This is a genomic window from Kluyvera sp. 142486 (genome assembly GCF_046569695.1).
Classification (GTDB): Bacteria; Pseudomonadota; Gammaproteobacteria; order Enterobacterales; family Enterobacteriaceae; genus Kluyvera.
The window spans coordinates 1-21915 of sequence record NZ_JBKHUI010000011.1 but is presented as its reverse complement, the minus strand read 5'-3'; the positions used below and the strand labels follow the sequence as shown (position 1 = coordinate 21915).

The 21915-nt window shown below is 55.6% G+C and carries 22 protein-coding genes, 1 tRNA gene, 1 pseudogene and 1 other annotated feature; of the genes and pseudogenes, 13 read left to right on the top strand and 11 right to left on the bottom strand.

Annotated features, from left to right (window positions below):
• Nucleotides 1-72 precede the first annotated feature (72 nt).
• Complete coding sequence (locus tag ACLGE8_RS13310) at nucleotides 73-1539, bottom strand: EmmdR/YeeO family multidrug/toxin efflux MATE transporter (RefSeq protein ID WP_410999117.1); 1467 nt, start codon at nucleotides 1537-1539, stop codon at nucleotides 73-75.
• Nucleotides 1540-1622: 83 nt separating this feature from the next.
• A complete protein-coding gene (locus ACLGE8_RS13305) occupies nucleotides 1623-1694 on the bottom strand; it encodes a DUF5951 family protein (protein WP_410999323.1) in 72 nt (23 codons plus the stop codon).
• A 6-nt stretch (nucleotides 1695-1700) separates the two neighbouring features.
• On the opposite strand from ACLGE8_RS13305, the gene ACLGE8_RS13300 reads away from it, so the two are divergent.
• Nucleotides 1701-1776 (top strand) — tRNA-Asn (locus ACLGE8_RS13300).
• Nucleotides 1777-2457: 681 nt separating this feature from the next.
• Complete coding sequence (locus ACLGE8_RS13295) at nucleotides 2458-3348, top strand: LysR substrate-binding domain-containing protein (protein ID WP_410999115.1); 891 nt, start codon at nucleotides 2458-2460, stop codon at nucleotides 3346-3348.
• Between the two features lie 13 nt (nucleotides 3349-3361).
• On the opposite strand, the gene cobS is transcribed toward ACLGE8_RS13295, so the two are convergent.
• From cobS to dacD, 5 genes and pseudogenes are all read right to left on the bottom strand, one after another.
• Complete coding sequence (gene cobS, locus ACLGE8_RS13290) at nucleotides 3362-4102, bottom strand: adenosylcobinamide-GDP ribazoletransferase (protein WP_410999113.1); 741 nt, start codon at nucleotides 4100-4102, stop codon at nucleotides 3362-3364.
• Nucleotides 4099-4284 (bottom strand): annotated as a pseudogene (locus ACLGE8_RS13285) (bifunctional adenosylcobinamide kinase/adenosylcobinamide-phosphate guanylyltransferase); the annotation flags it as partial. The gene cobS and the pseudogene ACLGE8_RS13285, both read right to left, overlap by 4 nt.
• A 280-nt stretch (nucleotides 4285-4564) precedes the next feature.
• The gene (locus ACLGE8_RS13280; protein ID WP_035894853.1) at nucleotides 4565-4885 is read right to left on the bottom strand and encodes a DUF496 family protein; all 321 of its coding nucleotides are present in this window, start codon (nucleotides 4883-4885) and stop codon (nucleotides 4565-4567) included.
• A gap of 201 nt (nucleotides 4886-5086) precedes the next feature.
• Nucleotides 5087-6145: an FUSC family protein gene (locus ACLGE8_RS13275; protein WP_410999111.1), complete on the bottom strand. Its 1059-nt coding sequence runs from the start codon at nucleotides 6143-6145 to the stop codon at nucleotides 5087-5089.
• A gap of 147 nt (nucleotides 6146-6292) precedes the next feature.
• Nucleotides 6293-7459: a serine-type D-Ala-D-Ala carboxypeptidase DacD gene (dacD, locus tag ACLGE8_RS13270; RefSeq protein WP_410999109.1), complete on the bottom strand. Its 1167-nt coding sequence runs from the start codon at nucleotides 7457-7459 to the stop codon at nucleotides 6293-6295.
• A 214-nt stretch (nucleotides 7460-7673) separates the two neighbouring features.
• Between dacD and sbcB the strand changes: the two genes are divergently transcribed.
• The gene (gene sbcB / locus ACLGE8_RS13265) at nucleotides 7674-9098 is read left to right on the top strand and encodes an exodeoxyribonuclease I (protein ID WP_410999107.1); all 1425 of its coding nucleotides are present in this window, start codon (nucleotides 7674-7676) and stop codon (nucleotides 9096-9098) included.
• Nucleotides 9099-9216: 118 nt separating this feature from the next.
• On the opposite strand, the gene tsuB is transcribed toward sbcB, so the two are convergent.
• From tsuB to ACLGE8_RS13245, 4 genes are all read right to left on the bottom strand, one after another.
• On the bottom strand, nucleotides 9217-9441 hold the full coding sequence (gene tsuB, locus ACLGE8_RS13260) for a thiosulfate utilization sulfurtransferase TsuB/YeeD (RefSeq protein WP_035894857.1): 225 nt from the start codon (nucleotides 9439-9441) through the stop codon (nucleotides 9217-9219).
• A gap of 10 nt (nucleotides 9442-9451) precedes the next feature.
• Nucleotides 9452-10507: a thiosulfate utilization transporter TsuA/YeeE gene (gene tsuA / locus ACLGE8_RS13255; protein WP_410999105.1), complete on the bottom strand. Its 1056-nt coding sequence runs from the start codon at nucleotides 10505-10507 to the stop codon at nucleotides 9452-9454.
• Nucleotides 10508-10678: 171 nt separating this feature from the next.
• Nucleotides 10679-12037 carry an APC family permease gene (locus ACLGE8_RS13250; protein WP_410999103.1) on the bottom strand — a complete coding sequence of 453 codons (1359 nt, stop codon included), beginning with the start codon at nucleotides 12035-12037 and terminating at the stop codon, nucleotides 10679-10681.
• A 440-nt stretch (nucleotides 12038-12477) separates the two neighbouring features.
• Nucleotides 12478-13299, bottom strand: a complete 822-nt coding sequence (locus ACLGE8_RS13245) for an SDR family oxidoreductase (protein ID WP_410999101.1) — start codon at nucleotides 13297-13299, stop codon at nucleotides 12478-12480.
• A 178-nt stretch (nucleotides 13300-13477) separates the two neighbouring features.
• Here ACLGE8_RS13245 and hisL point away from each other — a divergent pair, with 178 nt between their 5' ends.
• The 10 genes from hisL to ACLGE8_RS13195 all read left to right on the top strand — a co-directional run bounded on the left by hisL (nucleotide 13478) and on the right by ACLGE8_RS13195 (nucleotide 21823).
• A complete protein-coding gene (hisL, locus tag ACLGE8_RS13240; protein WP_071594744.1) occupies nucleotides 13478-13528 on the top strand; it encodes a his operon leader peptide in 51 nt (16 codons plus the stop codon).
• Nucleotides 13504-13624 (top strand) — a sequence feature (His leader region). Its footprint overlaps the gene before it by 25 nt.
• A 34-nt stretch (nucleotides 13625-13658) precedes the next feature.
• On the top strand, nucleotides 13659-14558 hold the full coding sequence (hisG, locus tag ACLGE8_RS13235) for an ATP phosphoribosyltransferase (RefSeq protein WP_410999099.1): 900 nt from the start codon (nucleotides 13659-13661) through the stop codon (nucleotides 14556-14558).
• Nucleotides 14559-14563: 5 nt separating this feature from the next.
• Entirely contained in the window at nucleotides 14564-15868 is a 1305-nt protein-coding gene (gene hisD / locus ACLGE8_RS13230; protein WP_410999097.1) for a histidinol dehydrogenase, read from the top strand.
• On the top strand, nucleotides 15865-16926 hold the full coding sequence (gene hisC, locus ACLGE8_RS13225; RefSeq protein ID WP_410999095.1) for a histidinol-phosphate transaminase: 1062 nt from the start codon (nucleotides 15865-15867) through the stop codon (nucleotides 16924-16926). Before hisD ends, hisC begins: the two co-directional genes overlap by 4 nt.
• Nucleotides 16923-17990 carry a bifunctional histidinol-phosphatase/imidazoleglycerol-phosphate dehydratase HisB gene (gene hisB / locus ACLGE8_RS13220; protein ID WP_410999093.1) on the top strand — a complete coding sequence of 356 codons (1068 nt, stop codon included), beginning with the start codon at nucleotides 16923-16925 and terminating at the stop codon, nucleotides 17988-17990. Before hisC ends, hisB begins: the two co-directional genes overlap by 4 nt.
• A complete protein-coding gene (hisH, locus tag ACLGE8_RS13215) occupies nucleotides 17990-18580 on the top strand; it encodes an imidazole glycerol phosphate synthase subunit HisH (protein ID WP_410999091.1) in 591 nt (196 codons plus the stop codon). The genes hisB and hisH overlap by 1 nt, the downstream gene beginning before the upstream one ends.
• Entirely contained in the window at nucleotides 18580-19317 is a 738-nt protein-coding gene (gene hisA, locus ACLGE8_RS13210; protein WP_410999089.1) for a 1-(5-phosphoribosyl)-5-[(5-phosphoribosylamino)methylideneamino]imidazole-4-carboxamide isomerase, read from the top strand. Before hisH ends, hisA begins: the two co-directional genes overlap by 1 nt.
• Nucleotides 19299-20075, top strand: a complete 777-nt coding sequence (gene hisF, locus ACLGE8_RS13205; RefSeq protein WP_368301612.1) for an imidazole glycerol phosphate synthase subunit HisF — start codon at nucleotides 19299-19301, stop codon at nucleotides 20073-20075. Before hisA ends, hisF begins: the two co-directional genes overlap by 19 nt.
• Nucleotides 20069-20668, top strand: a complete 600-nt coding sequence (gene hisIE / locus ACLGE8_RS13200) for a bifunctional phosphoribosyl-AMP cyclohydrolase/phosphoribosyl-ATP diphosphatase HisIE (protein ID WP_410999087.1) — start codon at nucleotides 20069-20071, stop codon at nucleotides 20666-20668. Before hisF ends, hisIE begins: the two co-directional genes overlap by 7 nt.
• 153 nt (nucleotides 20669-20821) lie before the next feature.
• Nucleotides 20822-21823, top strand: coding sequence for an NAD-dependent epimerase (locus tag ACLGE8_RS13195; RefSeq protein ID WP_410999085.1), 1002 nt, complete (start codon nucleotides 20822-20824; stop codon nucleotides 21821-21823).
• Nucleotides 21824-21915 lie beyond the last annotated feature (92 nt).

Genomic DNA, 21915 nt, shown 5'->3' with positions numbered 1-21915 from the left:
TCGTTTGCCGATTTATTCTTCGATTCGGCTGAAAATTGACTTTCGTTGCCGATTTTCACCGCAATCAGGCTGTTACGCGGTGTCGGTTTTCTTGGCCGGCGCGTATTTCCACGCCCAGCGGCCGGTTATCAGACGGCGGTAGAACAGCACCGCGCGTGCGCCCCAGTCGAGGAACATGCCCATCCAGACGCCGACCACACCCCACCCCAGCAGAATACCCAGCACGTAACCCACCACCACGCGACAGCCCCACATGCTGAGCATGGAGACCCACATGGCGAAGCGCACGTCTCGCGCCCCTTTAAAGCCCGCAGGCAGCACCCAGGAAGCGGCCCAGATAGGCATAAAGGCAGCGTTCATCCACAGTAGAATTTTCACTACGTCCTTCACGTCCTGCTCGTGGGTATAGAACGACGCGAACAGTCCGGCAAACGGCGCAGTCCCCCAGGCAATCAGGGTAAGTACGATGGTCGACATCCAGAACACATGGCGCAACTGACGTTCCGCCTGAGCAAGCTGCCCGGTCCCCAGTCGCTTACCGGTGATAATGGTGGATGCCGAACCCAGGGCGTTCCCCGGCAGGTTAATCAACGCCGCCACGGAGAAGGCGATAAAGTTGCCGGCGATAACGTCAGTCCCCATCCCGGCGACAAACATCTGCGTCAGCAACTTACCGCTGTTAAACAGCACGGACTCCACGCTTGCCGGAATACCAATCCCCATCACTTCCCAGATGATGGCGAAGTTGAGCGGTTTGAAATAGCTTTTGAGCGGAATACGCAGCGCTGGGTTAAAGCCAACCATCAGCACAATAATGGTCACCACCGCGCCAATATAGCGAGATATGGTCAGCCCGAGGCCAGCCCCGGCAAACCCCATCCCCTGCCAGGAGAACGCGCCGTAAATAAGGAAACTACTGATGATAATGTTGAGGATGTTCATCCCACCGTTAATCATCAGCGGAATTTTGGTATTCCCTGCCCCGCGCAGCGCGCCGCTGCCGATAAGCGCAATCGCCGCCGCCGGATAGCTCAGCACGGTCAGCTCAAGGTAGGTCAGCGCCAGCCCTTTCACTTCCTCCGTAGCATCGCCAGCCACGATATTGATAATCCCGGCGCCAAAATAGTGGATCACCGCCGCCAGAATGGTGGCGAAGAGGGTCATGATCACCAGCGATTGTCGTGCCGCCGCTCGCGCCTTACGGCGGTCACGCTTGCCGAGGCTGAAGGCGACCACCACCGTCGTCCCAAGGTCTATCGCGGCAAAGAACGCCATGATCACCATGTTGAAGCTATCAGCCAGCCCCACGCCCGCCATTGCTTCTTTACCCAACCAACTGACGAGGAAGGTACTCAACACCCCCATCAATAAAACGCAGGTGTTTTCCAGAAAAATAGGTACGGCGAGGGGGGTGATTTCACGCCAGAAGAGAACTCGATAACTTTTGCGTTTTTTGTACCAGGGCGTACGGGCGACAGCCTGGCGAAGTGCGGCGGTGACGTTCAAAATGGGCCTTAGATCAAAAAGTTGAAACTCCATTTCAAATGATGATGGAGAATTGCCGATCCTGCAAAACATTTTTCCTTAATTTTTGTCTGGAATGGCGACAAATTGTTGATGAATTAGGCAGTCGAGTCACAAGACCAGAATTGATGTTTGACAAAAATTTTTTCGCCGCTAAGATACGACTCCACACCGATTCCTCTGTAGTTCAGTCGGTAGAACGGCGGACTGTTAATCCGTATGTCACTGGTTCGAGTCCAGTCAGAGGAGCCATATTTAAGAAGCCTGCTTTCGAGCAGGCTTTTTGCTTTTCAGCCCCTCTCCGTTTCAGCAATTTTCACCAGCACCACCCCCAGCAGCGTTAAATCGATGACAACCGCAAAGGCAAATCCATAGCCATTTATACCCGGCGCCGAATTGGCCTGGATAAGCAATACTGCGACTAGCGCTGCTACGCTGCTCAGCGCATTGACTGCTCTGTTGCCAGACATCAATCGCCCATAGGCTAACCCTAGCCCCAGGCCGCCAGCGACAATGCCCGGCAATAGCACCAGCCCCGTTTGTCCGGCCAGTATGCTAAGCAACACCAGCAGCCAACCCAACGCCGAAAGCGGAAAACCATAGCGCACCATACTGCCGTTGTTTGCCAGCATCATTCCTACCGCAAAGCTCAGGCCCAGCGCAAAAAGCTGAACCAGGCTTTGGATTACGCTGACCGCTAGCGATAGCTTCACCAGCAGGCCAGCGCCGGCAACCGCAGCACTCATCGCTATCGCCCGCTCTGCGATATTGTTGTTCTTTGGTGCAGTGCCGTTTACCCATACGCTCATCGTTTTCCCCTTCGGCATTATCATGAGATTAATTCACCCTTCTGTTTCTGCTGGCTAGACTACGCCTTCTATAATGGGTAAAACAAACGCATAGTTTTCAGCAACGGATGAGAAAAACTCAGCCATGAGAAAGGTTAGATTGCCACCACTTGGGGCACTAAGGGCGTTCCATGCACTGGCGGAACAGCTAAGCTTCAAGCGTGCAGCAGATGTCCTGGGCGTGAGCGCAACGGCGGTCAGCCACCAGATAAAGCTGCTGGAGTCGGTGCTGGAATGCCGGGTCTGTGAACGCAGCGCTCAGGGCGTTACCTTGACCGAGAGCGGGAAAGTGCTCTATGCCGGTACCCAACGCGCTTTTAGCGCGCTGGAAGAGGCGACGGCGCAGGTACTACAGGCCCATCAACCACCCGCGCTGACGGTCACCACCACCTCTAATTTTCTCACCCACTGGCTGGTGCCGAGGCTTGCGGACTTCAAAGCGGAATGCCCGACCATCGATCTGCGGCTGCATACCAGCGTCGAACGTGTCGATCTCAGACAGCGTACCGTTGATGTCGCTATCCGTTATCGTGAAATGCCGGAATCCGCACTACACTGCACTCTTCTGCAAGCGGACCGCTTTATCGTTGTAGCGAGCCCCGCGCTAGCGCTGCAAAAGCCCGAAGATTTAGCCAACGTCACCCTGTTTCACGTGGAAAATCGCCGTGTTCCGGCCGATGAACCTAGCTGGGCAAACTGGAAAAAGCGCTATGGACCTCAGACATTAAATCTTCATGCTGGGTTGACCTTCAGCGATGAGACACATGCGCTGCAGGCGGCGGTAGCCGGGCAAGGCGTGGTGATTGCCAGCGAGTTACTGGCGAGAGACTTACTGCGACGTGGAGTGCTGACGATGCCGTTCGAGATGTCGTTGCCTGGCGCAAACTACTATCTGGTGGCAACCGAAGAGAACGCGCAGCGCCGGGATATTGCGGCGCTACGCGAATGGCTTTTACAACAAATGGCGGGAGAATAGCCGTTACGCTGGCTTACAGAAGCGCCAGCAAGAAAATCACTTCGCCCAACTCAATACTTGCGCCCAGCGTGTCGCCGGTTTGCCCACCTAGCGTGCGCTTGAGTAACTGGCCCAGAATAAAGACGCCGATAAAGGCCACCAGCAGTGCTTTCAGGCCATGTACGCCCAGCATGGCGGTGACGAACGCCCCGGCAATCACTAACGTCACCCAAGTCTGGCGGAAGCTGATTTTGCCGATAAACAGATTGCCCAGCCCCTCTTCGCGGGCGTAGCGGTGGCGATACATCATCAGCACCGATGCGCCGCGACCGGCGATACAGGCACTGGCAATTGCCGCCAGCATAGGAGTGTCGCGCAGCGCCAGTTCGCTGACAGCCAGCACTTTCGCCAGTAGCACAAAGATCAGCGCCAGACCGCCGTGGGTGCCCAGTCGGCTATCGCGCATAATTTCCAGCATCTTCTCGCGGCGACGCGCGGAGAAAACGCCGTCACAGGTGTCCGCCAGACCATCGAGATGGAAGCCGCCGGTCAGTAGCGCCAGCGCCAGAACGCTAAAGAATGCCGCCAGCGGAATACCACACCAGCTCTGCACAATGATAAAGACCAGGCCGCTTATCGCCCCTAGCAACAGGCCAATAAACGGGAAGGTAATAACGCCGCTAACGTAGCGATCCAAATCCAACCCCTGTGACCAGCGCTGTGGCACCGGTAGACGGCTCATAAAGGAGAGTGTGGCGAAAAACAGTCGACTCATTTTATTTTGACTCCAATCCCTGATACCACCAGCCAGACGTTTTCTACCGCCTGCGCCAGCTTTTGATTTACGCGCCCGGCTATGTCGCTAAAATGCCGGGCCAGACGATTTTCAGGCACAATGCCCATTCCCACTTCATTGATCACCAGCACAATCGGCGGCGGGCAGCGCTGGCAGGGTGCGACCCGCGCAGCGAAGTCCCATTAATCCCTCGTTCCCCGAGGCAGAAGATGTAGGTGACCAGCGTCGTGATGCACGCCAGCAGAATCGTTATCCGGCGTAACGATGTCGGTAAGATCCTTTGATATCAATACGTTCCCACGAACCGTGGCTAATATATCAAACAGGAAGGTTTATACTCCGCATTGCTCGCGATGTCACTGGATTGTCGAAGAAGAGAGGTACTGCTGGGGATAAAACAAAGACCGGGCGGCCGCAGGCGCAGCCACCCGTTTATGACGGTTACTCGCCTTTCTGCTCGCCCATCACTTTCAGTTTCTTGGAGATGTCGCGGCGTTCTTTAGACAGCTCGGCATTTTTGATGATGTAATCATCAACGCGATCTTCATAGTCGCCTTTCATGCTGGCGATGATGCCCTGAATGGCTTCAACGCTCATGCCTGGTTTGATGTAGTCGCTAAGGTTGTCCAGCAGCAGCACGCGTTTCTGGTTGTCACGGATCTTTTTCTCAACGTCCTGAATTTCACGCTGCAGTTTGTTCTTACGACGGAACAAACGTACGAACTCCAGTACGTCCTGAAACGAAGGTTTCGTGGTTTCCATTTTTATACCCCTGATATGTTGAGAGTCGGATTCGTTAAACAACGGCTACACGATAAGGTACACATTAGTCATATACCCTTCAACCTGTATGATTTTTCGTACAGCCGTTGTAGCAAACAATCATTTTTACTTTGGGTTCATCATAACCCTAAATCTAGCTGAATCGAAACAACCTGGCGCAAAAGCGTGTGCATCTGCCTTTTATTTACGCAATGCGCGACACATGAGGCTGGATAATAATTCCAGCTGACGCGCCAGTTCCATACTCAACCAGACGTAGCCATGAATGGACATCTCTGCCAGATGGTCGTCCTTGTCCTCTTGCACCAACTGGCGCAGCTCTGCGACGATTTCATTGAGCTTTTCACTGTTCGCTTTGATAGGACGCGGGTTGCCTTCGTACAGCGCATGGGCAATCGCCAGCAGCGTTTGCTGGGTCATCAGTTGCGTGTCTCGCAGCGTATGGGCGTTGAGCATCAGAAGATGGCCCGGACGCGACGCCCAGTGGGCGTTGATTTGCAACTCCAGCATGCAAACCAGGTTGCGGCTGACGGTCTGAATGGCTTCAAAGATACCCTTATGAATGTGCGTCTCTTTGCTGGCAGGCGTAATCAGGCCACGCATTTTCACAACGTCGTTAAGGACCTTTTGCAGATGCTTTTCCAGCCGTGGGCGCTCAATCAGGTTCGGCGACAGTCCCGCCTGGTAGATACGGTTAAACTGCGTCACGAACGAGGCCATCTGGATACGCCAGTGAATAAACGCCCGCTGTGGCCAGATGCCGGTAAAGAGCATGGCTAACAGACAGCCGAAGATGACGTCGCCGCTTCGCCACAGCGCGGTAGTCATATCCCCAGCCGGTGCGCCAACGACCACACCGAGGGTGATGCCGATAAGCAGTGCCTGATACGGCTTTTTGCCTAGCGCCAGCCAGCCGCACAGGAACATCGCCGCGGCGCACCAGATAAGCATCAACGGCAGGGAGAAAAGCTCAAGCTTGAGGGCGATGAGGCCCAGGGCGGAGCCGAGCACCGTACCGCCGATACGCTGAAACGCACGCGGCACCACGTTGCCCCAGAAGGAGATGGGCCCCATCACCACAACCAGTGTGATCAGCGGCCAGGAGCCATCGGGCACACCCAGCAGCCGGACTATCAAAAAAGTCAGGACGAAGGCCAGCGCAATACGCGCCCCGTGCACGGTACGATAGTGACGATATAAACGAATTTCAAAAGGACTGAGTGACTTATCCGGACGCACACCCACTCTCCGACAAGACTAAAGCGCGAATTGTACCTGCTCCTGCAGCAAGAGAGTAGCCCGGCCGAGCATCGCGACGCCGGGAGTGGCACCGAGCCACCCCGGAGTCGGTACTAACGCACCTCGTCCGGGCTATGCGACGCAGGGTCAGGCTTTGTGGTGCAGATAATCGCTCATGCGTGAGAACAGCCCGCCTTTGCCAACGCTTTCCAGCGTCACCAGCGGCCACTGCGCAACAACCTTATCGCGGTCGAGCAGTTGGATCTCACCAACGCGTTGGTGCGCAGCAATCGGAGCATCCAACTCTTTAGTATCCAGCACATATTTAGCTTTAATATTTGGCACTTCCGTCTTTGGCAGCGCCAGCCAGAAATCCTGGTCGGTGCCCAAGGCTATCTTCTCTTTATCGCCGTACCAGATACGCTCGGTGCCGACTTTCTTACCGTTTTGCAGGATCTGTACGGTATCGAAGTTCTGCTGGCCCCAGCGCAGCAGCGTACGCGCCTGATCTTCACGCCCTTTTGGACTATCGGCCCCCATCACCACGGCAATCAGACGACGCTGGCCGTCTACCGATGAGGCGATCAGGTTAAAGCCCGCGCCGGAAGTGTGACCGGTTTTCAGGCCATCGATGTGCATCGATTTTTCCCACAGCAGGCCGTTACGGTTCTGCTGGGTAATGCCGTTCCACGTCAGGCTCTTTTCACTGTACATGTGATAGAAGTCTGGCTCGCCGTGAATAATCGCACGGGAGAGCACCGCCAGATCGTAGGCCGAGCTGTGCTGGCCTGGCGCATCCAGGCCGTGAACGGTTTCGAAATGGGTATCGCGCAGATTCAGTTTCTGCACGTAGTCGTTCATCATTTTCACGAACTGTGGTTGCCCGCCCGCCACGTAATCCGCCAGCGCCACACAGGCGTCGTTACCGGAGTCCACAATCAGGCCACGGCTCAGATCGCGCACGCTCAGGCGATCGCCCGCCTTGAGAAACATCAGTGAAGAACCATCAAACACCGGGTTACCCGCTGCCCATGCATCGCGGCCCACGGTCACCATATCGTCTGCCGTAATGCGGTGGCTATCGATCGCGCGGTCAACCACATAGCCGGTCATCAGCTTGGTCAGACTCGCCGGGTTACGCTGTTGGTGCTCATTACCAGCGGTCAGGATCTGCCCGGTGGTGTAGTCCATTAAAACCCAGGCACCGGCCTTAATCGGCGGAGGCGTGACGGAAGGAATCGCGGATTCGCCAGCAAAGGCACAAGAAACGCTCGAAGCGAGCAAAGAAACGGCAATAAGAAAACGGGCTTTCAACGGTAAATCCTCAACATTCACAAATTCGTCGTCCTTTTTACGGAAGTTCGTGCTTTGTGACAGGCTTAAATTGCAAGAAAATATGACATGCCTCTATCTGGACACGAAAAAATACCCTGCGCGCCCTCTTCCAGATTCGGTTAACGCCCTTCTGATGCACCGCCAAATCGTTTACCATGAACCTTAAATGCCATAGACGGACACTGTTAACGCCATGCAAGAGACTTCAAGCGCGCCGGGATTCCTGTTCCACGACTACGAAACTTTCGGAACCAGCCCTTCCCTCGATCGCCCCGCGCAATTCGCCGCCATTCGTACCGATAAGGATTTCACGATAATCGGTGAGCCTGAGGTTTTTTACTGCAAGCCGGCGGAGGATTATCTGCCGCAGCCTGAAGCGGTGTTAATTACCGGTATTACGCCGCAGGAGGCGCGGGCCAAAGGCGAAAATGAAGCGGCGTTTGCTAAGCGTATCCACGATATCTTCACCGTGCCGGATACCTGCGTGGTGGGCTATAACAACGTCCGCTTCGATGACGAAGTGACGCGTAATATCTTCTATCGCAACTTCTACGACCCGTACGCCTGGAGCTGGCAGAACCGCAATTCCCGTTGGGATCTACTGGATGTGATGCGCGCCTGCTACGCCCTGCGCCCGGAAGGTATCAACTGGCCGGAAAACGATGACGGCCTGCCAAGTTTCCGCCTGGAGCATTTAACCAAAGCCAACGGCATTGAACACAGCAACGCCCACGATGCGATGGCCGACGTTTACGCCACCATTGCGATGGCGAAACTGGTGAAAACGCAGCAGCCGAAGCTGTTTGATTATCTCTATGCTTATCGCGGTAAAAACAAGCTGATGACGCTGATTGACGTGCCGCAGATGAAGCCGCTGGTACACGTCTCCGGCATGTTTGGCGCCTGGCGCGGTAACACCAGTTGGGTGGCGCCGTTGGCGTGGCATCCGGATAACCGCAACGCGGTGATCATGGTGGATCTTGCCGGCGATATCAGCCCGCTGCTGGATCTTGACGCCGATACGCTGCGCGAGCGTCTTTATACCGCAAAAGCCGATCTTGGCGATAACTCCCCGATCCCTATCAAGCTGGTGCACCTGAACAAGTGCCCGGTGCTGGCTCAGGCCAACACGCTGCGTCCGGAAGATGCCGACCGTCTGGGAATCAACCGCCAGCACTGTCTGGATAATCTGAAAAAGCTGCGTGAGAACCCACAGGTTCGCGAGAAGGCGGTAGCCATTTTTGCCGAAGCCGAGCCGTTTGTGCCGTCGGAAAACGTTGATGCCCAACTCTATAACGGCTTCTTTAGCGATGCCGACAAAACGGCAATGAAAATCGTACTGGAGACCGAGCCACGTAATCTTCCAGCGCTGGATATCACCTTCGCCGATAAGCGTATTGAGAAACTGCTGTTTAACTACCGGGCGCGCAATTTCCCCGGCACCCTGGATGAAAGCGAGCAGCAGCGCTGGTTAGAGCACCGTCGGCAGATCTTTACACCAGAGTTTTTACAGGCCTACGCGCAGGAGCTCGAAATGCTCTACGGGCAGTATGAAGGGAATGCGGAGAAGCTATCGCTGCTGAAAGCGCTGTATCAGTACGCGCAGGAAATTGTGTAATTTGTAGGCCGGATAAGGCAATGCCGCCATCCGGCTATCTGCGCCAAATTATCTGATGGCGCTTCGCTTATCAGGCCTACCGTTCATTCAACAATAGTCGCCCAACCGGGCGACGTATTTACTTCTGTACCGTGATGGTCCAGGCTGCATCACCGGACTGCTGGTAATCCGTGACCGTATAGCCCTCTTCTGCCGCCCACTGTGGAATCGCTTCCGTCGCCTGGGTACAGTCGAATTCAATCACCAGTTGGTCGCCGTTAGCCAGTTCGGCCATCGCCGCTTTGGCTTCAATTAAGGGGAACGGGCACACCTGGGTAACTACATCCAGTTTCTTCACAACCATTTTTAACTCCTTATGCCGTCGCGGTTTTCAGTTTGGCTTTCCGCTGCGGGCGAACATACAACACCCAGGACGCGCACCACACGCCAAGGATCATAAATACCAGGCCAATCCAGCCCTGCCAGGTCATCATCGCGGTCATGACCAGACCATTACCAATCGAGCAACCGCCGGCAATACTTGCACCGAAGCCCATTAGCACGCCGCCACCGGCACTACGCAGCGTGGTACTCGCATCGGCGGCACGCACACGGAATTCACGACTGGCTTTCGCGGCAATAAAGGAACCAATGAAAATGCCCAGCACCAGGAACACGCCCCAGTTAAGGTATTTGCTGTCGCCGCCGACCAGGAACTGCAGAATATTGGCGGTAGGCGATGTGATGCCCAGACCGAACATACGGCCAGTCGCTTCACTCATCGGCCATGCCAGCAATGCGATCAGGCCAATCAGCACGGCGGTGAAAAATGGATGCCAGCGCTTTTCAAACAGCAAATGCGCCAGGCCGCTGCGGCGCGGCGGTAATGAAGCCACTTTGAGCTTTGGCTTACGCAACTCTTTACGCACAAACCACAGCGTCACCACCACCAGCAGCGCGATAATCGGCCAGACGGAGATATTGAGCGTTTCTGCAATACCGTTGTGCGCCGTGGTATGTTCACCGAGGAATTTATTCAGGCCAGCGGCATGTGGAGAACGCATCACCGCGCTCATCACCATATAGGTCACCAGCGCAATCCAGCTGCCGATAAGCCCTTCCCCAGCGCGATACCACGTCCCGGTAGCGCAGCCACCGGCATAGACAATACCGATACCAAAGACAAAGCCGCCAACAACCGTGCCCAGCCACGGAAACGCGCCCGCGTCGTACTGCACCAGGCCGGTCTGGATCAGTGCAAAAACACCCACGCTTTGTATACAGATGGCGATTAACAGCGCATAGAACATGCGGTTATTTTTAGTGATATACATATCGCGGAACCCGCCCGTAAGGCAGAAGCGTCCGCGCTGCATGACAAACCCCAGCAGCGCGCCGCAGACTATTCCGCTTATTATCATGTGCAACATAAGAATTAATTAACCCAATATTATCAGTCGTAAAATTATTCCCGAGCCCGCCTTTCGGCTCCAATAACCAAAAGCTCTATATTATTCCTGAAGGTTATTAATTCTGTGTTGTTCAGACCAAAAAAAACCGGAGGCACATGGCCTCCGGTTTCATCATTTCACGTTCGTGAATTATGCGACGTCTTCGTACTGCGGAACCGGGTTGCGGAAACGCTTGGTCACGCACGCCAGGTACAGCAGGCCGATGGAGCCCCAAATCAGGCCCAGAATCATTGAGCTCTGCTCCAGGTTAATCCACAGTGCGCCAACGGTCAGCGCGCCGCACACTGGCAGTACCAGGTACTGGAAGTGGTCTTTCAGCGTCTTGTTACGCTTCTCACGGATCCAGAACTGCGAAATCACGGAGAGGTTAACGAAGGTGAATGCCACCAGCGCACCAAAGTTGATCAGCGCCGTCGCGGTCACCAGGTCGAACTTAATCGCCAGCAGTGCAATCGCGCCAACCAGCAGCACGTTGAACGCCGGGGTACGCCATTTCGGATGCACATAACCGAAGAAGCTGTTCGGGAACACGCCGTCACGCCCCATCACGTACATCAGACGAGATACGCCCGCATGCGCCGCCATCCCGGATGCCAGAACGGTCACGCTGGAGAAGATCAGCACGCCCCACTGGAAGGTTTTGCCCGCAACGTACAGCATGATTTCTGGCTGAGACGCGTCCGGATCCTTAAAGCGAGAGATGTCCGGGAAGTACAGCTGCAGGAAGTAAGATGCACAGATAAAGATCAGCCCACCAATCAGCGCCGTCAGGAAAATCGCTTTCGGGATCACGCGCTCGGCGTCTTTGGTCTCTTCAGACAGAGAAGAGATACCGTCGAAGCCCAGGAACGAGAAGCACAGAATGGTCGCACCGGTAATCATCGGCACAACATGCGCGCCTTCAGACCAGAACGGACGGGTGCTAGTCAGCGTACCTGCGCCTTCACCGTGCATTACGCCGTAAATGATAAGGCCGACGATGACCGCCACGATACCCATCTGCAGAACCACAATCAGCGTGTTGAAGTTCGCCACCGCTTTGATGCTGCGCAGGTTAGAGATGGTCATAAAGGCCACCAGCGCGACAACAAAGATCCACGATGGTACAGAAGGCATCAGCGCTTCAAAGTAAATTTTAGCCAGCAGAATGTTGATCATCGGCATGAACAGGTAGTCCAGCAGCGATGACCAGCCCACCATAAAGCCAACGACCGGGCTAATGGATTTCTGAGCATAGGTGTATGCAGAGCCAGCGGACGGGAACCGGCGAACCAGTTTACCGTAGCTTAGCGCTGTAAAAAGAATCGCGATCAGCGCAAAGGCATACGCCGTTGCAACGTGACCGTCGGTAAGGCCAGATACGATACCGAACGTATCGAACAGCGTCATTGGCTGCATATAGGCCAGGCCCATCATGACAACCGGAATCAGCGTAAGCGTTTTACGCAATTCCACGCGAGAGGTGTTTGGAGTAACGTTATTTGACACGGTGAGTCTCCTGTACGGCGACTGCCGGTGCAAAAAAGAAAAATTGCCCCATTTTTTTTCTGTTTCCTCAGCGACAACAACTGTCGTTTTTTAAGTAAATATCTATCCGGTACGAAGCCCGGCCTCTTTTATTGGATGGTTGTTTTGATGTAAAAAAATAACCGACGTGGCAATCACGTCGGTTAGTCTCATTTTTTACATTCGACATATTTTGCACCAAACGAATGTAAAAATACAAGCCGGTGAGAGAAGTAATAATGCGACTTCTCATCCAACCGGCTGATTAACAAGCAATCTCTAAAGCAGCGCGAACATTTATAGCACTTTTTGCTAAAACGCAATTAGCTGCCATAACCAATACCCATGCGAAAAGTGTATCTATTTATATGTTAAATGATTTGGCGACGGCGGTTATGTCATCGCCACATGTCAATGAAGCGCTACTCCAGAGGCATTCTCAATGGGTCAGGGAATTGATATTCAAAGCCTAATTCGCGACAGATACGACTACCGTCGATAATTTTCCCCTGCCCTTTACCGCTGTCGCTAAATACGGGTACCGCCAGTCCAAGCTCACGTGCCATCTGCGGATAAAAAACGCCGCGGGCGGGATGCTGCGGAGCACAGATGTTGTAGATGTGGCCGCCTTTCGGTGCCTGCAACAGCAGCGTAATAGCCGCAATCACATCTTCCAGATGCACCAGATTTACCCCCTGCTGCCCGTCCGATGCCGATTTCCCGGCAAAGAAACGGCCAGGGTGACGTTCCGGCCCAACCAGCCCGGCCAGACGCAGAATATCAACCGAGGTTCCCGGCAATTGATGCAGCCAGTCCTCCAGCTCTTTCAGCACCCTGCCGCTGGCGGTCACCGGGTTGCGAGGCGAACTTTCTTTGACCGTCCCTTCTTCATTACCGTATACCGAGGTCGAACTGGTAAAGATAATGCGCGGGATATGGTGCGCCAGCGCCGAGTCTACGATCTCCTGCACCGCCTGATGGTAAAAATCTTCCCCCGGGCCGCTACGACGAGCTGGCAAGGTAATCACCAGCGCATCAACATTCATTAAGGCATCGAGGTCATCAGCCTCGCATACCAACTGTGGGTCGAGCCGCAACGGATAGCTATCAATCCCGCACATCCGTGCTGCTTCCACGCCGTCCTCAGTCGTTTTGCTGCCAGTCACCTGCCAGCCACGCGCCATCAACGACAGCGCTAGCGGCATACCCAGCCACCCTAAACCGACGATTGCCACTTTCTTCATTGCGCTATCTCCTGGTTCTTGCCGCACTACCTTTATAAGGCTACGCCACCACGATAAAACTGACAATTTATAGTCGCTACATGAATTGATTTAATGAATGTAAAAAGCGCTTGCGTTCAATGACAAAAGTGGTTTAGGTTAAAAGACATCAAGTGAATAGTCATTCAACGAGAAATTTATGAGCCGCGTTCAATTTAAACACCACCATCATCACCATCACCCTGACTAGTCTTTCAGGCGATGTGTGCTGGGAGACATTCAGATCTTCCAGTGGTGCATGAACGCAAGAGAGCCCCCGGAAGATATCTTCCGGGGGCTTTTTTTTGAACCAAATTCAGCAGGGTAATGAGGAATAGAGAATGTTAGATAACAGCCGTTTACGCATAGCTATGCAGAAATCAGGTCGCCTGAGCGATGATTCACGCGAATTACTGGCCCGTTGTGGCATTAAAATCAATCTCCACACCCAGCGCCTGATTGCGATGGCGGAGAACATGCCAATCGACATCCTGCGCGTGCGTGATGACGATATCCCAGGCCTGATTATGGACGGCGTCGTAGACCTCGGCATCATCGGTGAAAACGTGCTGGAAGAAGAGTTGCTGAGCCGCCGCGCCCAGGGCGAAGACCCGCGCTACTTTACCCTGCGTCGTCTGGATTTCGGCGGCTGCCGTCTTTCTCTCGCCACCCCGGCGGATGAAGCATGGAACGGCCCGGCCGCGCTCGACGGCAAACGTATCGCCACCTCTTACCCACACCTGCTCAAGCGTTACCTCGACCAGAAAGGCATCAGCTTCAAATCCTGCCTGCTGAACGGTTCCGTTGAAGTCGCCCCGCGCGCTGGCCTTGCTGACGCCATTTGCGACCTGGTCTCTACCGGCGCAACCCTGGAAGCCAACGGCCTGCGTGAAGTAGAAGTGATGTTCCGCTCTAAAGCCTGCTTAATTCAGCGCGACGGCGAGATGAGCGAAGCCAAACAGCAGTTGATCGACCGCCTGCTAACCCGTATTCAGGGCGTGATTCAGGCCCGTGAATCGAAATACATCATGATGCACGCGCCAACCGAGCGCCTGGATGAAGTGATCGCCCTGCTGCCTGGCGCTGAACACCCCACCATTCTGCCGCTGGCAGGCGATCAGCAGCGCGTCGCGATGCACATGGTGAGCAGCGAAACCCTGTTCTGGGAAACCATGGAAAAACTGAAGTCCCTGGGTGCCAGCTCTATTCTGGTGCTGCCGATTGAGAAGATGATGGAGTAATCGCCATGAGCTTCAATACCCTGATTGACTGGAATAGCTGTAGCCCCGAACAACAGCAAGCGCTGCTGATGCGCCCGGCCATCTCCGCCTCCGACAGCATCACCCGCACGGTGGCCGAGATTCTGGACAACGTCAAAACCAACGGTGATAGCGCGCTGCGTGAATACAGCGCGAAGTTTGATAAGACCGAAGTCGGCGCGCTGAAAGTCACCGCAGAAGAAATTCAGCAGGCCAGCGGCCGTCTGAGCGATGAACTCAAGCAGGCGATGCAGGCGGCAGTTCGCAATATCGATACCTTCCACACGGCGCAGATCCTGCCGCCGGTGGATATCGAAACCCAGCCGGGCGTGCGCTGCCAGCAGGTTACCCGCCCTATCGCCTCGGTTGGCCTTTATATTCCCGGTGGTTCCGCGCCGCTGTTCTCCACCGTATTAATGCTGGCAACCCCGGCGCGCATTGCTGGCTGCAAAAAGGTGGTGCTCTGCTCGCCACCGCCGATTGCCGATGAGATCCTCTATGCTGCGCAGCTTTGCGGTGTAGAGAACGTCTATAAGGTCGGTGGCGCGCAGGCGATTGCCGCACTGGCGCTGGGCACCGAATCCATTCCGAAGGTCGATAAAATCTTCGGGCCTGGCAACGCCTACGTTACCGAAGCGAAACGCCAGGTCAGCCAGCGCCTCGACGGTGCGGCGATTGATATGCCCGCTGGCCCGTCTGAAGTGCTGGTGATTGCCGACAGCGGTGCCACGCCAGATTTTATTGCCTCAGACCTGCTGTCTCAGGCGGAGCACGGCCCGGATTCCCAGGTTATCCTGCTCACCCCGGACGCGAAGATTGCCGAAGGCGTCGCTGAGGCCGTAGAACGCCAGCTCGCCGAGCTCTCCCGCGCCGAAACCGCGCGTCAGGCGCTCTCCGCCAGCCGCCTTATCGTTGCAAAAGATCTGGCACAGTGCGTGGCTATCTCCAACGCCTACGGCCCGGAGCACCTGATTATTCAGACCCGCAACGCCCGTGAGCTGGTTGACGACATCACCAGCGCCGGTTCGGTCTTCCTCGGCGACTGGTCGCCAGAGTCCGCAGGCGACTACGCCTCTGGTACCAACCACGTGCTGCCAACCTATGGTTACACCTCGACCTGTTCCAGCCTGGGGCTGGCCGATTTCCAGAAACGGATGACCGTACAGGAACTGTCCCGCGAAGGCTTTAGCGCTCTCGCCGCGACGATTGAAACGCTGGCCGCCGCCGAACTGCTGACCGCCCACAAAAATGCCGTCACCCTGCGCGTTAACGCCCTGAAGGAGCAAGCATGAGCATTGAACAGTTAGCCCGCGACAACGTTCGCGCCCTGACCCCGTATCAGTCGGCCCGCCGTCTTGGCGGCAAAGGTGACGTCTGGCTGAACGCCAATGAATACCCAACGGCGGTCCCTTTCGAGCTGAGCCAGCAGACGCTGAACCGCTACCCGGAGTGTCAGCCGAAAGCAGTGATTGAAAACTACGCTGCCTACGCGGGCGTAAAGCCAACGCAGGTGCTGGTCAGCCGCGGCGCGGACGAAGGTATCGAACTGCTGGTGCGCGCCTTCTGCGAACCGGGTCGCGATGCGGTACTGTTCTGCCCACCAACCTACGGCATGTACAGCGTTAGCGCCGAAACCATCGGCGTAGAGTGCCGCACCGTACCGGCCAAAGCCGACTGGCAGCTCGACCTACCTGCCATCGCCGACAGCCTGACCAATGTGAAAGTGGTCTACGTCTGCAGCCCGAACAACCCGACCGGGCAGATTATTAACCCGCAGGACTTCCGCACCCTGCTGGAGATGACCCGCGACAAAGCGCTGGTCGTTGCCGATGAAGCCTATATTGAGTTCTGTCCTGAAGCGACGCTGGCAGGATGGCTGGCGGAGTATCCGCACCTGGTCATTCTGCGCACTCTGTCCAAAGCGTTTGCTCTGGCTGGCCTGCGCTGCGGTTTCACGCTCGCCAACGAGGAAGTGATTGCCTTATTAATGAAGGTGATTGCGCCGTATCCACTCTCGACCCCGGTTGCCGATATCGCCGCCCAGGCGCTTAGCGCGCAGGGAATTGCCGCGATGCGCGAACGCGTGGCACAGATCTTAAGCGAGCGCGAATACCTGGTGGATGCGCTGCGCACCATCGACTGCGTTGAGCAGGTTTTTGATTCCGAGACCAACTACGTACTGGCTCGCATCAAAGCCTCAAGTAGCGTATTTAAATCTTTGTGGGATCAGGGCATTATCTTACGAGACCAGAATAAACAACCTTCTTTAAGCGGCTGTTTGCGCATCACTATCGGCACGCGTGCCGAAAGCCAGCGCGTGATTGACGCTTTGAAAGCGGAGACCGTATGACCCAGAAGTTTCTCTTTATCGATCGCGATGGCACCCTGATTTCTGAACCACCAAGCGACTATCAAGTAGACCGTTTTGATAAGCTGGCCTTCGAACCCGACGCTATTCCGGTGCTGCTCAAGCTGCAAAAAGCGGGCTACAAGCTGGTGATGATCACCAACCAGGACGGGCTGGGTACCGACAGCTTCCCGCAGGCAGACTTCGACGGCCCGCATAACCTGATGATGCAGATCTTCACCTCTCAGGGCGTGGTGTTTGACGATGTGCTGATCTGCCCGCACCTGCCGGCCGACAACTGCGAATGTCGTAAGCCGAAAACCCAGCTGGTGACCGCGTGGCTGGCGAATGAAGTGATGGACACCGCCAACAGCTACGTGATTGGCGACCGCGCCACCGATATTGAGCTGGCGACCAACATGGGCATTACCGGCCTGCGCTATAACCGCGACACGTTGAACTGGGCAATGATCGGCGATCAGCTGACCCGCCGCGACCGCTACGCGCACATCGAGCGCAACACCCGCGAAACGCAGATTGATGTCGAAGTGTGGCTCGACCGCGAAGGCGGCAGCAAAATCAACACCGGCGTCGGCTTTTTCGACCACATGCTGGATCAGATTGCCACCCACGGCGGTTTCCGCATGAACATCACCGTGAAGGGTGACCTGTATATCGACGATCACCACACCGTGGAAGATACCGGTCTGGCGCTCGGCGAAGCGCTGAAAGCGGCACTTGGCGACAAGCGCGGCATCAACCGCTTCGGCTTTGTGCTGCCGATGGATGAATGTCTGGCGCGCTGCGCGCTGGATATCTCCGGCCGCCCGCACCTGGAATATAAAGCAGAGTTCACCTACCAGCGCGTAGGCGACCTCAGCACCGAGATGATCGAGCACTTCTTCCGCTCGCTTTCTTACGCGATGGGCATCACGCTGCACCTGAAAACCAAGGGCAAAAACGATCACCACCGCGTGGAAAGCCTGTTCAAAGTCTTCGGCCGTACTTTACGCCAGGCGATTCGCGTAGACGGCAACACCCTTCCCTCCTCAAAAGGAGTGCTGTGATGAACGTGGTTGTCCTTGATACCGGCTGCGCAAACCTCAATTCGGTGAAGTCAGCGATTGCCCGCCACGGCTACGAGCCGGTGGTGAGCCGCGACCCGGAGGTGGTGCTGCGCGCGGATAAGCTCTTTCTGCCGGGCGTAGGCACGGCGCAAGCCGCGATGGACCAGATTCGCGAGCGCGAGCTGGTCGACTTAATCAAAGCCTGTACCCAGCCGGTGCTGGGTATCTGCCTTGGCATGCAGCTATTGGGCCGCCGCAGTGAAGAGACTAACGGCGTTGACCTGCTCGGCATCATCGACCAGGACGTACCGAAGATGACCGATTTTGGTCTGCCGCTGCCGCACATGGGCTGGAACCGCGTCTACCCTAAAGCGGGCGATCGTCTGTTCCGCGGCATTGAGGACGGCGCGTATTTTTACTTCGTCCACAGCTACGCCATGCCGGTCAATGAGTACACCATCGCCCAGTGCAATTACGGCGAACCGTTCACCGCCGCCGTGCAGAAAGACAATTTTTACGGTGTGCAGTTCCACCCGGAGCGCTCGGGTAGCGCGGGTGCGCAGCTGTTAAAAAACTTCCTGGAGATGTAATGATCATTCCTGCTTTAGATTTGATTAACGGCACAGTGGTGCGTCTCCATCAGGGAGATTACGGCCAGCAGCGCGACTACGGCAACGACCCGCTGCCGCGTCTGCAGGACTATGCGGCACAGGGCGCACAAGTGCTGCACCTGGTCGATTTAACCGGCGCGAAAGACCCGGCACAGCGGCAGATCCCACTGCTGAAAACGCTGGTTGCCGGCGTGAAGGTGCCGGTTCAGGTTGGCGGTGGCGTACGTACTGAAGAAGATGTTGCCGCCCTGCTCGATGCCGGTGTCGCCCGCGTCGTAGTGGGTTCAACGGCGGTGAAATCGCCAGAAGTAGTCAAAGGCTGGTTTAAGCGTTTTGGCGCCGAACACCTGGTGCTGGCGCTGGACGTGCGCATCGATGAGAACGGCACTAAACAGGTGGCGGTCAGCGGTTGGCAGGAAAACTCCGGCGTGACGCTGGAAGAACTGGTTGAAACCTATCTGCCGGTTGGCCTACAGCACGTACTGTGCACCGATATCTCCCGCGACGGCACGCTGGCGGGCTCTAACGTCTCACTGTATGAAGAGGTCTGCGCCCGCTATCCACAGGTGGCATTCCAGTCTTCCGGCGGTATTGGCGACCTCAACGATATCGCTGCCCTGCGCGGCACCGGCGTGCGCGGCGTGATTGTCGGGCGTGCGCTGCTGGAAGGTAAATTCAACGTAACGGAGGCCATCCAATGCTGGCAAAACGGATAATTCCTTGTCTCGATGTGCGTGATGGTCAGGTCGTTAAAGGCGTACAGTTCCGCAACCACGAAATCATCGGCGATATCGTTCCGCTGGCAAAACGCTACGCTGATGAAGGCGCTGACGAGCTGGTGTTCTATGATATCACCGCCTCCAGCGATGGCCGCGTGGTCGATAAAAGCTGGGTTTCTCGCGTTGCTGAAGTGATTGATATTCCGTTCTGCGTTGCCGGTGGCATCAAGTCCATCGACGATGCCGCGCGCATTCTCTCCTTCGGCGCAGACAAAATTTCCATCAACTCCCCGGCGCTGGCCGATCCGGAGCTGATTACTCGCCTGGCGGATCGCTTCGGCGTGCAGTGTATTGTGGTGGGTATTGATACCTGGTTTGATGCCGACACCGGCAAATATCACGTCAATCAATACACCGGCGACGAAAGCCGCACTCGCGTTACCCAATGGGAGACGCTGGACTGGGTGCAGGAAGTGCAGAAACGTGGCGCAGGCGAAATCGTGTTAAACATGATGAACCAGGATGGCGTACGTAACGGCTACGACCTGGCACAACTGAAAAAAGTGCGCGACGTCTGCCACGTACCGCTGATCGCCTCTGGCGGTGCGGGAACCATGGAGCACTTCCTGGAAGCCTTCCGCGACGCTAACGTCGACGGTGCGCTGGCCGCGTCGGTCTTCCACAAGCAAATCATTAATATTGGTGAACTAAAAGCGTACCTGGCAGCACAGGGCGTGGAGATACGGGTATGTTAACTGAACAACTGGACTGGGAAAAAACCGACGGACTGATGCCCGCCGTTATCCAACACGCGGTATCCGGCGAAGTATTAATGCTGGGATACATGAACCAGGAAGCGCTGGCCAAAACGCAGGAAACGGGCAAAGTGACTTTTTTCTCGCGCACCAAACAGCGCCTGTGGACCAAAGGTGAAACCTCCGGCCACTTCCTGAACGTCGTCAGCATCGCGCCCGATTGCGATAATGACACGCTGCTGATTCTGGTGAACCCAATCGGCCCAACCTGCCATAAAGGCACCTCAAGCTGCTTCGGTGACACCAGCCACAAATGGCTGTTCCTGTATCAGCTTGAGCAACTGCTGGCTGAGCGTAAAACTGCCGACCCTGAAAGCTCCTATACGGCGAAGCTGTATGCCAGCGGCACCAAGCGCATCGCGCAGAAAGTGGGTGAAGAAGGCGTGGAGACCGCGCTGGCCGCTACGGTGCACGATAAGTTCGAGCTGAAGAACGAAGCTTCTGACTTGATGTATCACCTGCTGGTGCTGCTGCAGGATCAGGAGCTGGATTTGACCACCGTTATCGATAATTTGCGCGAACGGCATCAGTAACCGCCTCCCCTAACCCGGCCTGCACGCCGGGTTTTTCATTTAGTCCTCATTCCGATAACCCTGATGGCATATAACGATTATATTTTTTCGCTAACAGACGGTATGATCGCGCCCAGTAGGGATGTTCGCATCTGAATAGATTGAAGGATTACTATGAAATATTTGGTCACCGGTGCCGCTGGGTTTATCGGTTTTCACGTCAGCCAACGCCTGCTAGCTGCTGGTCATCACGTTGTCGGAATCGATAATCTCAATGATTATTATGACGTTAGCCTGAAGCAAGCACGTCTGGATCTGCTGCAATCGCCGAATTTCCATTTTGCGAAAATCGATCTCGCCGACAATACCGCCATGGCAGAACTGTTTGCCGACGCGCAGTTTGATCGCGTCATCCACCTGGCAGCTCAAGCAGGCGTTCGCTATTCGCTGGAAAACCCTCATGCCTACGCGCAGGCGAACCTGATTGGACATCTGAATATTCTGGAAGGCTGCCGTCACAACAAAGTTCAGCACCTGGTGTACGCCTCATCAAGCTCGGTCTACGGCCTGAACAGCAAAATGCCGTTCTCGACAGACGACAGCGTGGATCATCCGGTATCGCTGTATGCCGCCACGAAAAAAGCCAACGAGCTGATGGCTCATACTTACTCCCATCTGTACGGCTTACCGACTACCGGACTGCGCTTCTTTACCGTCTATGGCCCGTGGGGCCGCCCGGATATGGCGCTGTTCAAGTTCACCAGGGCAATGCTGGAAGGGAAAAGCATCGATGTGTACAACTACGGTAAGATGAAGCGCGACTTCACCTACATTGATGACATCGTAGAAGCTATTATCCGCCTGCAAGATGTTATACCTGCAGCCAATAGCGAATGGACCGTCGAGACCGGCTCTCCGGCAACCAGCTCAGCGCCATACCGGGTTTACAACGTTGGTAACAGCGCGCCGGTTGAATTGATGGACTACATCACGGCGCTCGAAGAAGCGCTGGGCATTGAAGCGAAGAAAAACATGATGCCGATGCAGGCAGGTGACGTACTGGAAACCAGCGCAGAGACGCAGCCGCTGTACGACCTGGTAGGCTTCCGCCCGCAAACCTCGGTCAAAGAAGGCGTGAAAAACTTCGTCGACTGGTATCGCGAGTTTTATAACTGACTAGTCCTGATATAGGTTGACAGTTTTCTGTCGATAAAACGCCTGATGAACGTCATCGGGCGTTTTGTACTTCAGGGCCAGATGTGGCCGTT

Coding starts and splice junctions, on each gene's coding strand:
- cobS (WP_410999113.1), bottom strand. CDS start 4,102: ATGAGTCGACTGTTTTTCGCCACACTCTCCTTTATGAGCCGTCTACCG.
- ACLGE8_RS13245 (WP_410999101.1), bottom strand. CDS start 13,299: ATGAAGAAAGTGGCAATCGTCGGTTTAGGGTGGCTGGGTATGCCGCTA.
- hisB (WP_410999093.1), top strand. CDS start 16,923: ATGACCCAGAAGTTTCTCTTTATCGATCGCGATGGCACCCTGATTTCT.
- ACLGE8_RS13280 (WP_035894853.1), bottom strand. CDS start 4,885: ATGGAAACCACGAAACCTTCGTTTCAGGACGTACTGGAGTTCGTACGT.
- hisC (WP_410999095.1), top strand. CDS start 15,865: ATGAGCATTGAACAGTTAGCCCGCGACAACGTTCGCGCCCTGACCCCG.
- ACLGE8_RS13295 (WP_410999115.1), top strand. CDS start 2,458: ATGAGAAAGGTTAGATTGCCACCACTTGGGGCACTAAGGGCGTTCCAT.
- hisH (WP_410999091.1), top strand. CDS start 17,990: ATGAACGTGGTTGTCCTTGATACCGGCTGCGCAAACCTCAATTCGGTG.
- hisG (WP_410999099.1), top strand. CDS start 13,659: ATGTTAGATAACAGCCGTTTACGCATAGCTATGCAGAAATCAGGTCGC.
- hisIE (WP_410999087.1), top strand. CDS start 20,069: ATGTTAACTGAACAACTGGACTGGGAAAAAACCGACGGACTGATGCCC.
- hisF (WP_368301612.1), top strand. CDS start 19,299: ATGCTGGCAAAACGGATAATTCCTTGTCTCGATGTGCGTGATGGTCAG.
- ACLGE8_RS13310 (WP_410999117.1), bottom strand. CDS start 1,539: ATGGAGTTTCAACTTTTTGATCTAAGGCCCATTTTGAACGTCACCGCC.
- tsuB (WP_035894857.1), bottom strand. CDS start 9,441: ATGGTTGTGAAGAAACTGGATGTAGTTACCCAGGTGTGCCCGTTCCCC.
- ACLGE8_RS13195 (WP_410999085.1), top strand. CDS start 20,822: ATGAAATATTTGGTCACCGGTGCCGCTGGGTTTATCGGTTTTCACGTC.
- hisD (WP_410999097.1), top strand. CDS start 14,564: ATGAGCTTCAATACCCTGATTGACTGGAATAGCTGTAGCCCCGAACAA.
- hisA (WP_410999089.1), top strand. CDS start 18,580: ATGATCATTCCTGCTTTAGATTTGATTAACGGCACAGTGGTGCGTCTC.
- tsuA (WP_410999105.1), bottom strand. CDS start 10,507: ATGTTGCACATGATAATAAGCGGAATAGTCTGCGGCGCGCTGCTGGGG.
- sbcB (WP_410999107.1), top strand. CDS start 7,674: ATGCAAGAGACTTCAAGCGCGCCGGGATTCCTGTTCCACGACTACGAA.